This window comes from Butyrivibrio sp. WCD2001, from assembly GCF_000424485.1.
GTDB lineage: Bacteria > Bacillota > Clostridia > Lachnospirales > Lachnospiraceae > Butyrivibrio.
Genome location: NZ_KE384200.1, coordinates 59,951 through 72,513 on the forward strand (window position 1 = coordinate 59,951; position 12,563 = coordinate 72,513).

A 12,563-nucleotide genomic window follows, 5' to 3' on the forward strand; every position below is an offset into this window, starting at 1 on the left:
CATATCCTGCAATTACTCTTGTATTTGAAGATAATCCATCCGACTCTACTCTCCGTAGGTACCTTACTTTTTGGTGCTGATATACAATCTGTGTATGGAGGTGAGAACGAATATGAACCAATATGTTACAGGCGCAGTTATTAAGGAACTGCGGGAAAAGAACAAAATGACACAGAGCGAGCTGGCGGAAAAGCTGGGAGTGAGCGATAAAAGCGTGTCAAAATGGGAAACTGCCAAGGGCTTTCCGGACATTACTCTTTTGGAGCCGATTGCAGAGTCATTCAGCATTTCGGTGACGGAGCTGATATCAGGTAATACTATTCATAATGCGAATGTATCCGCAAATATGCTGAGGTCAAAGTTTTATGTCTGCCCAGTCTGCGGGAATGTGATACACAGCATGGGTGAGGCGGCAATCCATTGCCATGGGATCCAGCTTATACCCTTAGAGGCAGAACCTTCAGATGAACAGCACATGGTTTTTGTCGAGCGCGTGGAGGATGAGTATTATGTGCGGATTGATCACAGCATGACGAAGGAGCATTACATTTCGTTTGTGGCGGCGGCGTCATCCGATAATATGCAGATGGTGAAGCTCTACCCGGAAGGGAACGCTGAAGCAAGATTTAAGATCAGCGGAGTCAGAAGAATCTTCTTTTACTGCAACCGGGACGGTCTGTTTTCGATTGATCCGGTAAAGGGTATCGATGACAGGGAAAGCGGATATGAGGATTCGCAGGAACGCAGAGAACTGGAAAAGGTAGCGGATATGCTGTTTGGATAGGAGGTTTTAGACTTTCAGATGAATAATCTAGTGGACATAAAAGATTATACGCAAAGATTAACAGAAGAATTAAAAATGAAGTTTGGCAAAAGGCTTTTATATGTTGGGCTTCAGGGAAGTTATCTTAGAGGCGAAGCTACACTTGAGAGTGATATTGATATTATGCTTGTATTCGATAAAGTACATGCCGAAGATTTGAACTCTTATCGTCAGATATTGTTAGATCTTGGAGAATATGAGCGAGCATGCGGATTTGTATGTGGAAGGGACGAATTATTAAATTGGTTTCCTGAAGAAATCTGTCATATACTTCATACCACTTCGGATATATATGGCAAACTTAAGTGTATAGTGCCAAATTACAGTAAAAAGGATGTGGCGGACTATATCAAGATGAGTGTCGGAAATTTATATCATATGCTTTGTCACAGACGTATTCATTCTGAAATGGAAAAGAACGTTAATAAACTGCCCTTAGTTAAAAGAGACATTTTCTTTATTCTTCAGAATCTTTATTATCTGGAAGATAACAACTTTATTGAGACAAAATCTGAGGTGGCATCTATGGTTAAAGGAATTGATCTTCAGGTTTGGGAATGTTTTTTGGAAGATGTTACTTATGAGAACATAGATCAGAAATTAGATTTGCTATTGGATTGGTGTAAAGATGTTTTGAAAAGAACATCGGGATACAAATAAAATTCCATATAATCTTACAATAATACTTGCTTGGACTTTTTGAAAGAAATAATCGTTTCTTAGGCACATTTCAGAAGGCTCGGTACATTGTACCGGGTCTTTTTGCGTGTCGAAAGCGGTTCATTTCTTATTGCCCTGTAAAGATAGTTGGTTTGACAGTATTAATACTCTGTGCTAATCTATAGGCTAATAGAATTAGCCTATAAGCTAAATGGATTAGCAAGGAGAAAAAATGTCCAGAAAACAGGAAATTATTGAAGTGTGTGTTGAAATGATAGACAAAGATGGTTTTCAGAATCTTTCTATAAAAACTATTGCTGATAGATTAGGCATAAAGCCGCCATCTTTGTATAAGCATTTTCAAGGCGGTTTGGATGAAATAAAAGAGGCAATCATAATATATGGTTGGAACAATATTGATATAAAGATTGCTAAATCAGCGGTAGGGAAATCACGGGAAGATGGATTAAAAGCAATGTGTTATGCGCTTCGTGAATTCGCTCATGATCATCCCGGAGTTTTTGAGGCAATATGCTGGCACAATTCATATACATCTGAACTGAACCATGAAATTACAAAAGGGGTTATATCATCATTGTATTCTATTTTGGATTCTCTTGAGTTTGGCGAAGTCAATAAAATGCATGTGCTACGAAGCCTGCGAGGCTTTGTGGAAGGATTTTCGATGCTGGAATTACATGGTAGTTTTGGAGATGAAATTTCTTTGGATGAAAGTTTTGCATATGGCGTAGATGCGTTGATTTCAGGGATTATGAAAGGACAAGAAAATGTGGGTTGATGAAAAAAAGAAAGCCCCAATAATAGATTATCTTGGTTGGATATTATTTTTAAGTGTATTTTTTGAATTACTAATGCTGATACTTGAGCCAGCCTCAATAAATAATGCGGAAACAGGAAAACTGTCTTTTTCATATGTGATGTATGCAGCTATAGGAATTCTTTTTACAACACCGGGACCGGTGATAGCTCTGTTTATCCTACTTAGGAAAGAAGAAAAAATCACAGTAAAAGAATTTATAAAACGTTTTTTGTATACGCCAAAGATAATAAAAACAGTTTTGATCACTGGCTTGTTTTGCCTGTGCGCGTTATTATTTGCTATATTTTGCGGTGAACTAAACGGTTCTCCATTGTACATGATGCCGCTGGGGTTTCTTATTATGCTGCCGTTTGTTGGATTTGCGGAGGAAACAGGCTGGCGTGGCTTTCTGCAGCCTATGCTGGAAAAAAGATTTCCTTTTCCGGTTGCAACTACTATTGTGGCGGTGATTTGGTGTGTATGGCATTTTCCGATATGGTTACAGCCAACTTCCAACCACTATGGCGATAGCATGATTGGTTTTGCTATAAACATATTTGTATGGGCTTTTGTAGCTGCTGCGATTTATAAATCAACGAAGAGCGTCCTGGCATGTGCCATTTATCATTCTTTTATAAATTCCATAGGCGCAATTTACGATTGGAATAAACTATTTGATTCTTACCCGAATTCAAATACAGCGTATATATACTTTGGAATTATTTTTATAGCTGCTTTGGTGATTTGGTATAAGGAAGATAGAGAGGCAAAATAAGAGAGTATATGACCATATTAAAACAGTTGAAGACATATACAGTAATCCGGAAAAATACAAGGATGTAGAGCTTGACTATTTTTCTTGACGGCTAATTAGAATTAGCTTACAATAAGGCTAATCCAAATTAGCTGAATGCAATAAAAGTTTTCAGGACAGGATGGAGAGGAACTTAGATGGACACCAAACAAAGAATACTGGATGAAGCATTGACGCTGTTTTCTGAAAAGGGATATGCAAATGTTTTTGTTGCGGATATTGCGAAAAGGGTTGGCATTAAGGCTCCATCACTGTACAAACACTATAAAAACAAACAGGCAATTTTTGATGCAATCATTGAAGAGATGAATAGGAGATTTTTGGAGGAGGCAGGCGCGCTGCAGATAAGCGGAGACGATGCAGTGGCGGATGCCGAAATCTATAAGCATATTTCTGAAGAGCAGCTGATCACTCTTGGAAAGGATCTGTTTCTTTATTTCTTGCATGATGACTACACAAGGCGTTTTCGAAAGATGCTCACCATTGAACAGTTTCATGATAAAAAACTTGCGGCTGCATATATGAAACAGTATGTGGATGATCCGCTTTCATACCAGGGAATGCTTCTCGGGTTGATGGCTTCCGCTGGAGTGTTGCAGACAGAGAATGTGGAGATCATGACGCTGCATTTTTACGCGCCGATATATATGCTTCTGACCATATGCGATCGAGAACCAGAGCGTGAGGAAGAGGCACTTAAGACGATGGAAGCACACATCCGGCAGTTCAACAAACTGTACGCAAGAGATGAAAAACCAAGTCAGGATAACAAGAAGAGATTGCGGAGAAATACAAAATGAAGATTACAGTGATAAACGGAACCGAAAAACACGGTGTTACATACAGCATGAAGGAAATATTTTTAGAGCAGTTCAGAGACGATTCAGAGATTACGGAATACTATCTTCCCAAAGATGGTCCGGGGTTCTGCACGGGTTGTACTGCGTGTTTCAGGAATAATCAGAATCTCTGCAAGGACGCTGAAAAGGTGCAGAAGATAGAGAAGTCTTTGCTTGAAGCGGATTTGCTGGTTTTTGCATCACCGGCATATGTTTTCCATACAACCGGCGCAATGAAGGCTATGCTTGACCATTTCGGTTATCGGTGGATGCCTCACCGCCCGGCAAAGGAAATGTTCGGAAAGCGGGCAGTGATAATCACACAGTGCCTGGGAGCGGGTGGACGATCCACAGCAAAGGATATTAAGGACAGTCTTTCCTGGTGGGGCATTTCGACCATCAAAGTCGTAAGCTTCAAATTAATGTCTGAAATTGACTGGAACAAGATTGAGGACAAGAGGAAAGCTTCCATCCAAAAGAAGCTAAGCAGTGTTGCAAAAAAATTCCATGTCATTGATTATAATAAACCGGGTAATACAAATGTTATAGTGAAAGCAAAGTTCTATATAGTAAGGATGCTGCAAACGAGCCTCGGTAAAAAGAATCCCGAATACACCGACTTTAAATACTGGAATGAGAACGGCTGGATCGGTAAAGTAAGACCATGGAAATAGATTAAATTATATTAAATGTTGGAGGAAATAAAAATGAGTAACAAAGAGGAGTATGAAAAGATACTGGAGATAGTTGATGTGAGCCAGTATTCCGGGGAGAAGGAGTTTGTTGACAACTGCGCAACTAAGTTTAAAAATGTCAGGAATGCATTTTATATAGTTCTTTTTACTGAACTGTTTTATCTGATGATAAAGGATATTTTTATAGATGAAAACATTTTCCTGTCACTGATTATTCTTTCGCTGACTTTAGTAGTTATTCTTTCGTATCTTAAGCAAAGAAAAATTCTTTATAGAGAGCTTAATACGTACCTTTTCAGGGAATGTTACCCGGATAAGGGGTTATCCCGCTATGTGAATTTTATTCCAATGATGCTGAAAAAGCAGATACTTTGGAGCAAGGTTCACTATAATATGGGCATTGGCCTTTACTACTTGGGAGATATTACAAGGACATCAAAAATGCTGAGCCTTATGCAGGACTCATGTACCACCGCAAACGATATGATTCTGGCTCTTTATTTAAAGCAGCTTATTGCTCTGTATTACATGGATATGGATGAGGTTATAGGCTGTGCCAATGATGCGAGAATTCTGCATCCAAAGGCATCTCAGGCAAGCTATGTTCAAAAGGCTTATTCTGATATTCAGACCTATGGAGATTACGCGAATTATTATATAAATCATGATATGGAGCATATATATCAGCTCTTTGGAAGCGCGTATGAAAGACCGCTTGATGAAGTAAAAAGACATTTTTATCTGTATAAGGCAGCAAAAGAATGTAATGATCTTCAGAACATAAATACATTCAGCGGATTTGTAAGTGCTAATGCGGGAACTACCTGGTATGGCAGTGCAATAACAGATGGATTTGTACCTGTTGTAAAACCGGACAACTATCCGGCATTTATTGCTGATCAGGACCGATTGAATAATCCCAGTAAAATTGATAACAGTAGGAAAAAGTACATACTTCTTGGCGTTGTTGCTGTACTGATTATGTATCTTATTTCCTATACTATTAAAACTTTTAATTTGTAGGACTGTATGTTGACATACAGGTTTTAGAGTAATATATTCGAATCAGAGCATAAAATGTGCTTAACCATAATATAAAAAAGAGGAGCTTTATGTTAAGCGTGGTGAACTAATTTCATTGCAATACGGCCTCGTGATATTGCAATGAGCAAAAGATTCAATGAATCAATATTTGTGAGTCTGTGGTGAAAACTACCGGCTTATTAGATTACGCTTAATAATATTATGGGAAAGAGCCGCATTTTATGAGGTCATTTTTTGATATGTTTATTTATGAACCATGATATCTTTGGCGTAAGATATCATGGTTTTTTGTCGTTTAGGAGGAAAAGTGCAGGAAGGTTTTATGCAGATATTTGAACAGCACCTAGGTGTTTAGGAATCTGCTTGAATGATGAGAGGTTACCGTGAGGGTAACCGGAGGGAAAAATGAACACACAAACACAAATTGAATTCGATAAGATTAAAAATATGTGGGCAGAGCTCACAAGTACAGATTATGCAAAGGAAAAGATAAGAGAGGCTGACATTATACTAAATGAAAGGGAGCTTAGAAAGGAACTTCAGGATACCACGGATAGCCGAAAACTGATAGAAAAGCTGGGAAATCCTCCGGTGCAGAATGTCACTGAGATAAGAGAGATTCTAACGATAGCTGACACAGGGAGTAGTCTTACACCCTATCAGCTTGAGAGAGTTGAAAAGGTTCTTGTTGCAGTAGAGAGGATGATGGACTATCTGTCACGCGGTAAACAGTATGAAAATTCACTTGCATATTATGATGAAAATTTAAATCCACTTTATGAGTTAAAAGATGAAATCTGCAGACAGATAAGAAATGAAGAGGTGGATGACAGGGCAACAAAAGAACTTTATGAGATCAGGAATCGCATAACAACCATGGAAGAATCCATGAAGCAGAAGGCTGAGCAGATCATCAGGAAGAACAAGGAATACATGGCGGATTCCTACTACACAATGAGAAACGGCAGAGTATGCGTTCCGGTGAAGAAAGAATGTAAAGCTAAGATACCGGGAAGTGTGATTGATAAATCTGCGACCGGAAATACGCTCTTTGTTGAGCCCACAGGCCTGTCGAAGTGCTACGAGGAACTGGAACTTCTTCGCATAGATGAGGAGAACGAGGTTTACAAGATACTGTATATCCTCACGGCAATGGTGTCGGACTGTGCTGCGATACTGGAAGAAAATATCAAGATGATGGAGAAACTTGATTACGTTTTTTCGAAGGGTAAGCTCAGTATTGATCTTGATTGTATTGAACCTACAATAAATCTTGAAAGGCGCATAAAACTTACTAAAGCAAGGCATCCGCTAATGGATAAAGAGGTAAATGTTCCGCTGGATTTTTCACTTGGAGATGAAGGTGTAAACGGAATTGTGATAACAGGTCCCAACACCGGTGGAAAGACAGTTGCCATCAAAACAGTCATGCTGAGCTGTTACATGGCTCAGTGCGGACTTCATGTACCGTGTAAAGCAGCAGATATCTGCATGAACAGCAATTATTTGTCGGACATTGGAGACGGTCAGAATCTTTCCGAAAACCTGTCGACTTTTTCGGCTCATATTAAAAATGTTCTTGATATACTCGGAAATGTAAATCAGGAAAGCCTTGTAATCATGGACGAGCTTGGTTCTGGAACAGATCCTGCAGAGGGAATGGGAATTGCTGTTGCGATATTGGAGGAGCTTAGAAAGAGCGGCGCGAACTTCCTTGTGACAACGCATTATCCCGAGATCAAGGAGTACGCCTCAAGGGCTGAGCATATTGTGAATGCGAGGATGGTGTTTGATAAGGAGACGCTTCGCCCGACCTATGAGATGATAATCGGAGAAGCCGGAGAAAGCTGTGCATTTTATATTGCAGAGAGACTCGGCATGCCTGCAGAGATGCTGAAGGTTGCAGCCAAGGCCGCATATGGCAAGGACTATGAGTTTTCGGGTAAAAAGAATGCAATAAGAAAACGAGGCACCGGAAAAATCGTCAAGGCAAAGAGAATACATTCCACCGCAGAGCTGGAACAGAAATTCAGTATTGGCGACAGCGTTATGATATATCCCGACAAGAAGATTGGTATTGTATGCGAGCCCATAAATAAAAAGGGAATTCTTAGGGTGCAGCTGCCAAACAAGAAAATCTACATAAACCACAAGAGAGTAAAACTGCATGTAAAGGCAGATGAACTTTACCCTGAAGATTACGATTTTTCAATTATATTCGATACAGTTGCGAATCGAAAAGCCAGGCATGAAATGAGCAGGAAGCTCACGGATAAAGTCATAGTTTATGATGAAAACAGTTGACATAATACAGACGCAAACACTCTCTTGATAAAAAGTTTTAAGTATAACAGTATATAACAGTTGACAACAGTTATATACTGTTATATGCTGTTTATGGAGGATGGTGATATGCATATCATTTTAAATAACACCTCGATGGTGCCAATATACGAACAGCTTGTGAATCAGGTGAAGAATGAAATAATAAGCGGCGAACTTGCGGAGGATGAAGCACTTCCTTCTGTCAGGGCATTATCAGGAGAGCTTAGGATAAGTGCTTTAACTGTAAAAAAAGCCTATGACAGGCTGGAAGAAGAAGGTTTTGTCGTAACGGTTCACGGCAAAGGAACCTACGTCGCTGCAACTGATAAGTCTCTTGCCATGGAGGCGAGAAGGAAGACAGTGGAGGATGACTTTGCGGCAGCAGTGCAGAAGGCAAGCGCGGTTGGACTTACCAAAGAGGATATTCTTGAGATCGTACAGATCATATTGGAGGAAAACTGATGGTTAAAGTTGATAATCTTGTTAAAAACTACGGCAGTTTTAGGCTGGATGTTTCAATGGAAATACCGGACGGAACAGTTACCGGGATTGTTGGGAAAAACGGCGCAGGAAAAAGTACCACGATAAAGTCAATTCTCGGACTCGTAAAGCCTGACGGCGGACTTGTCACGATAAACGGTAAAGAGGCATCGAAGCTTACCGCGAAAGATAAAGAAGAGATAGGAGTTGCTCTGTCTGACTCAGGGTTTAGCACATTCCTTACAGTTAAGGATATAACAGTTATCATGAAAAAGATGTACCCTTCATTTAATGAAGAAGTTTTCAAGAAAAACTGTTCGTCCCAGAGACTTCCCTTTGATAAGGCAATCAAGGAATTTTCAACAGGTATGAGAGCAAAGCTCCGAGTGCTTATAGCAATGAGTCATAATGCACGGATTCTTATCATGGACGAGCCCACAGCTGGTCTTGATGTTGAAGCGAGAAATGATATCCTTGACCTTCTCAGAGAGTATCTTGTTGAGGACGAAAAGCGCTCAATACTTATCACATCCCACATATCATCAGATCTTGAGGGACTTTGTGATGATATCTATCTGATCCACGATGGCAAGGTTATCCTGCATGAGGATACGGATGCGATACTTGGTAATTACGGAGTTCTCAAGGTGAACGAAGCCACCTATGAGAAACTCGACAAGAGTTATATTCTCAGCACGAAAAAGGATCACTTCGGATACGCCTGCTTTACAAATGAGAAACAGTTTTATGCGGAAAACAACCCTAATATAGTCATTGAAAACAGCGACATAGACGATCTGATATTGATGATGACAGGAGGCAACTAAAATGCGTGGACTCATAGAAAAAGATCTTAGACTGACACTGGTTAGAAAACAAACACTTATAATATTTTTGGTAATGGCGGTTGTCATGGGATTATCCAATAATGGTGCATTTCTTATCGCATACCTTACGATGCTTGCATTGATAGTTGGAACAGGAAGCATAAGCTATGATGAGTATGACAACGGCTTTCCTTTCTTAATGACTCTTCCCTTTGACAGGAAAACATATGTGAGAGAGAAGTATGTGTTTAGCCTGATTGCTGCTGTTGCTGCATGGTGCTTTGGAGCATTGGTATTTGCTGTTATGGATATGGTTAGAAACAACGGTGCGGGTTTATCCGATATTCCAATGATGACTGCAGTCATACCCTCCATGTATCTTGCAACTGCGATAATAGTTCCGCTGCAGCTTAAATTCGGTGCTGAAAAAAGCAGAATCGCACTCTTTGTCATTTTTGGAATTGTCGCAGTGCTGGCAATCGGCTCAAGTTCATTTCTGGCTGATTCCGTCAACCCGTTTGTGAGTGTGATAAACATACTTCATGATCTTCCGGGAGCGGTTACAATCCTTATTCTGGTCGCAGTTTGCGTCATCGTTACAACCATATCCTATCTGTGCAGTGTGCGAATCATGGAGAATAAAGAATTCTGAGTCTAAGTCTGGTAGTGAAATTTTACAGGAAAAATTAGAAATTGTTTAAAAGGAGATGTTCATTATATTGGACATCTCTTTTTTTGCGCGAATACATTTTTCCGGGAATGAAAAATCTTTAGGAAATCTTTAGGTTGGCTTTAAGGAGACTTTTATTTGTCCTGTTACTATATGAACTGTAAGGAGGAGCAAGACAGATGAACGACATAATGGTTTTGAAAAATGTAAAAAAGACATATAAGGAGATGACGGCAGTAAATGACTTGTCACTGAATATTAAAAAAGGCGAGGTGTTTGCACTACTTGGAGCAAACGGAGCAGGTAAGACCACCACAATAAAAATGATACTGGGACTTGCAAAGGCAAGCTCAGGAGATATAGAGATTGAGAGTGGAGCGAAGATTGGCTATTCACCGGAGACACCGTATTTTCCCGAATATCTGACAGCAATGGAAGTGATGAAATATTACGCGGGAATAGAAGGTGACAAATCCAAAAAAGATACAGCATATCTTAAAGGCCTTTTGGAACTTACAGGACTATCGGATAACAAGATTAAGGTAAAGAACTATTCAAAAGGTATGATCCAGAGACTGGCACTTGCACAGGCACTGATCTCTGATCCGGACATCCTGATTCTTGATGAACCCACAGCTGGACTTGATGCACTTGGAAGAAAACATAATCTTGAACTTCTGAAAAGACTTAAGGAAGAGGGAAAGACAGTTATTATCAACTCCCACATACTGCATGATATAGAGGCTGTTTGTGACAGAGGCGTGATCATGAAAAAAGGAAAAGTGATAGATACCTGGACCAAAGGCGAAAGCGAAGAGAGACTTGAAGATAAATTTGTGAGACTTGTAGGAGAGGAATAATCATGGAAATCGTAGTTAACGTAATAAGAGAGAAAATCCGCAAAAAGATGTTATATGTGACAATGGCACTGGGAATTATTGTGGTAGCTGTTTTTTCAACAGATATGGGTAGCCTCACTATCGGAGGAAAAAGTATAAAGGATTATCATGTGCTTCTTCCCATACTTATAAACGTTCTGAATTTCCTTAATGGTGCGATAGCTCTTGCAATCTCATGTTCAACAATTCCACAGGAGTATGAGAGAAGAACAAGTCATCTGATTTGGTCAAGAGGAATCAGCCAGAGCAGATATCACATGTGCCTTGCGGCAGGAAATATAGTAGTGTCCTGGATCTCAGGAATCATATTATATGCGACACTCGGAGTATTCGCTGTAGTAAACGGATATTCAAATATCCTTGGAAGAATAGCGATGGCAACGGTTTTCATGATGATCTATTCGGCTTGTATCTGCATGCTCACATCGGCGCTTTCAATCAGGATACCCACACTTTTTACAGGAACGATAATGGTAATCATTCTGGTCTTCGGAGCACTTAGAGATGCACTTAAGCTTTTGACCGCAACACTTACGGGAGTCGGCGGAGCAGTAATAAAGAGAGCGGTAATGCTCATTCCGGATCTTGCCGGCATCAGTAATCAGGCAGGCAATCTGGTTCAGGAAAAACCTTTAAATATTCATGTGATCATAATGGCATTTTTAGTGATCTGGGCAGCAGGACTTCTGGTAATGATCTTGAGAAGAGAGGAAGCATAAGATGATGAAAAAAGCGGGATTTGTAATATATATGTTGGTTGGAGCAACTCTGATGGTTTCGGGGTTTGCAACAACCGAGAGGGGACTTAAGGAAAATAACAGGGAAATGCTCTATAAGGTTGCTGAGGATTATGAAGAGCTTGGTGACATGGGTTTCAAGGGTTTTTGCCCACTGGATTATAAAGTGGCATTTTCGGATTCTGAGAAGGATGTTGTCGTAAGCTATGACGGCGGCGAGTGCAACTATACCAAGAGAGATGCTGTTTACGGAGGACTTGTCGGAAGTATATATCAGGACGGCGATGAGTTTGAAGTGGTTGTTCCCGAATATGATACCTGGATAACACTTGAAGCTGTAAATAATGAGCCCCTTTCCGCTGTTATCTGGCATGAAGGCTTCCATGCATATCAGAATTCCTATCATAAGTTGTACGAAAAGACTACGCAGAATGTACTCTCCGAAACAGAGCTTTCAGAGATTGCTGATTCGGACAATGAGGCAAAGAGATTGTTTTCAAAGGAGATGGAGGTATTAAGCCGCATATTTACTGATGAAAACAGTGGCGATGTAAACGAAATTGCGATAGAATATAGCAAAATAGCTAAGGAGAGGAGGGGACTTCTTAGTGAGCAGGTGAACGGCTCTGAGGATTTTTATTTAATGATGGAAGGCTCCGCATATTATGTGGAATCACTGGCTGTGAGATACGAGAACGGCGAGGAGACATACCAAAAGGAATACCTTGGTACAGCGTCGAAATACGTGGACGGAAACGCAAAATACTATCGTCTCGGAATGCTTGAATGTATGCTTCTTGATAAGCTGGATCCTGAGTGGAAAAACTCCTACAGCTTTGACAGAACATTCGAAGAAGTGATTGATGATTATATCAGCTGAATCCATACTGAGAGAGGGGAAAAGAATCATACATCAGAGCTCAAGATAAT

14 protein-coding genes are annotated in these 12,563 nt (G+C 40.1%); all 14 read left to right on the forward strand.

The window, feature by feature from the left end:
* Positions 1–112: 112 nt before the first annotated feature.
* The 14 genes from G630_RS22780 (at position 113) to G630_RS0118280 (ending at position 12,513) form a co-directional block, all read left to right on the forward strand.
* The gene (locus G630_RS22780) at positions 113–784 is read left to right on the forward strand and encodes a helix-turn-helix domain-containing protein (RefSeq protein ID WP_081668054.1); all 672 of its coding nucleotides are present in this window, start codon (positions 113–115) and stop codon (positions 782–784) included.
* Positions 785–802: 18 nt separating this feature from the next.
* Positions 803–1,483 (forward strand): nucleotidyltransferase domain-containing protein, encoded by a 681-nt coding sequence (locus G630_RS0118220; RefSeq protein WP_026499403.1) that lies wholly within the window; start codon positions 803–805, stop codon positions 1,481–1,483.
* A 232-nt stretch (positions 1,484–1,715) separates the two neighbouring features.
* Positions 1,716–2,282 (forward strand): TetR/AcrR family transcriptional regulator, encoded by a 567-nt coding sequence (locus G630_RS0118225; RefSeq protein WP_026499404.1) that lies wholly within the window; start codon positions 1,716–1,718, stop codon positions 2,280–2,282.
* Positions 2,272–3,078, forward strand: a complete 807-nt coding sequence (locus G630_RS23965; RefSeq protein WP_049946299.1) for a CPBP family intramembrane glutamic endopeptidase — start codon at positions 2,272–2,274, stop codon at positions 3,076–3,078. Before G630_RS0118225 ends, G630_RS23965 begins: the two co-directional genes overlap by 11 nt.
* Positions 3,079–3,254: 176 nt before the next feature.
* Positions 3,255–3,917 carry a TetR/AcrR family transcriptional regulator gene (locus G630_RS22790; RefSeq protein WP_044959885.1) on the forward strand — a complete coding sequence of 221 codons (663 nt, stop codon included), beginning with the start codon at positions 3,255–3,257 and terminating at the stop codon, positions 3,915–3,917.
* Positions 3,914–4,630: a flavodoxin family protein gene (locus G630_RS0118240; protein WP_026499405.1), complete on the forward strand. Its 717-nt coding sequence runs from the start codon at positions 3,914–3,916 to the stop codon at positions 4,628–4,630. Before G630_RS22790 ends, G630_RS0118240 begins: the two co-directional genes overlap by 4 nt.
* A gap of 33 nt (positions 4,631–4,663) precedes the next feature.
* Positions 4,664–5,674 carry a hypothetical protein gene (locus G630_RS0118245; RefSeq protein ID WP_022761287.1) on the forward strand — a complete coding sequence of 337 codons (1,011 nt, stop codon included), beginning with the start codon at positions 4,664–4,666 and terminating at the stop codon, positions 5,672–5,674.
* A 426-nt stretch (positions 5,675–6,100) separates the two neighbouring features.
* A complete protein-coding gene (locus G630_RS0118250) occupies positions 6,101–7,999 on the forward strand; it encodes an endonuclease MutS2 (RefSeq protein ID WP_026499406.1) in 1,899 nt (632 codons plus the stop codon).
* Positions 8,000–8,107: 108 nt separating this feature from the next.
* Positions 8,108–8,482 (forward strand): GntR family transcriptional regulator, encoded by a 375-nt coding sequence (locus G630_RS0118255; protein WP_022761284.1) that lies wholly within the window; start codon positions 8,108–8,110, stop codon positions 8,480–8,482.
* Positions 8,482–9,327 carry an ABC transporter ATP-binding protein gene (locus tag G630_RS0118260; RefSeq protein ID WP_022761283.1) on the forward strand — a complete coding sequence of 282 codons (846 nt, stop codon included), beginning with the start codon at positions 8,482–8,484 and terminating at the stop codon, positions 9,325–9,327. Before G630_RS0118255 ends, G630_RS0118260 begins: the two co-directional genes overlap by 1 nt.
* A gap of 1 nt (position 9,328) precedes the next feature.
* The gene (locus G630_RS0118265; protein ID WP_022761282.1) at positions 9,329–9,979 is read left to right on the forward strand and encodes an ABC-2 transporter permease; all 651 of its coding nucleotides are present in this window, start codon (positions 9,329–9,331) and stop codon (positions 9,977–9,979) included.
* Positions 9,980–10,176: 197 nt separating this feature from the next.
* Complete coding sequence (locus G630_RS22795) at positions 10,177–10,857, forward strand: ABC transporter ATP-binding protein (protein WP_022761281.1); 681 nt, start codon at positions 10,177–10,179, stop codon at positions 10,855–10,857.
* A 2-nt stretch (positions 10,858–10,859) separates the two neighbouring features.
* On the forward strand, positions 10,860–11,615 hold the full coding sequence (locus G630_RS0118275) for a hypothetical protein (protein WP_022761280.1): 756 nt from the start codon (positions 10,860–10,862) through the stop codon (positions 11,613–11,615).
* A 1-nt stretch (position 11,616) separates the two neighbouring features.
* Positions 11,617–12,513: a hypothetical protein gene (locus tag G630_RS0118280; RefSeq protein WP_022761279.1), complete on the forward strand. Its 897-nt coding sequence runs from the start codon at positions 11,617–11,619 to the stop codon at positions 12,511–12,513.
* Positions 12,514–12,563: the final 50 nt, after the last annotated feature.

Bases quoted from the DNA above. Each gene is read 5' to 3' on its own strand.
- G630_RS22780 (WP_081668054.1), top strand. From the start codon at position 113: ATGAACCAATATGTTACAGGCGCAGTTATTAAGGAACTGCGGGAAAAG.
- G630_RS0118220 (WP_026499403.1), top strand. From the start codon at position 803: ATGAATAATCTAGTGGACATAAAAGATTATACGCAAAGATTAACAGAA.
- G630_RS0118225 (WP_026499404.1), top strand. From the start codon at position 1,716: ATGTCCAGAAAACAGGAAATTATTGAAGTGTGTGTTGAAATGATAGAC.
- G630_RS23965 (WP_049946299.1), top strand. From the start codon at position 2,272: ATGTGGGTTGATGAAAAAAAGAAAGCCCCAATAATAGATTATCTTGGT.
- G630_RS22790 (WP_044959885.1), top strand. From the start codon at position 3,255: ATGGACACCAAACAAAGAATACTGGATGAAGCATTGACGCTGTTTTCT.
- G630_RS0118240 (WP_026499405.1), top strand. From the start codon at position 3,914: ATGAAGATTACAGTGATAAACGGAACCGAAAAACACGGTGTTACATAC.
- G630_RS0118245 (WP_022761287.1), top strand. From the start codon at position 4,664: ATGAGTAACAAAGAGGAGTATGAAAAGATACTGGAGATAGTTGATGTG.
- G630_RS0118250 (WP_026499406.1), top strand. From the start codon at position 6,101: ATGAACACACAAACACAAATTGAATTCGATAAGATTAAAAATATGTGG.
- G630_RS0118255 (WP_022761284.1), top strand. From the start codon at position 8,108: ATGCATATCATTTTAAATAACACCTCGATGGTGCCAATATACGAACAG.
- G630_RS0118260 (WP_022761283.1), top strand. From the start codon at position 8,482: ATGGTTAAAGTTGATAATCTTGTTAAAAACTACGGCAGTTTTAGGCTG.
- G630_RS0118265 (WP_022761282.1), top strand. From the start codon at position 9,329: ATGCGTGGACTCATAGAAAAAGATCTTAGACTGACACTGGTTAGAAAA.
- G630_RS22795 (WP_022761281.1), top strand. From the start codon at position 10,177: ATGAACGACATAATGGTTTTGAAAAATGTAAAAAAGACATATAAGGAG.
- G630_RS0118275 (WP_022761280.1), top strand. From the start codon at position 10,860: ATGGAAATCGTAGTTAACGTAATAAGAGAGAAAATCCGCAAAAAGATG.
- G630_RS0118280 (WP_022761279.1), top strand. From the start codon at position 11,617: ATGATGAAAAAAGCGGGATTTGTAATATATATGTTGGTTGGAGCAACT.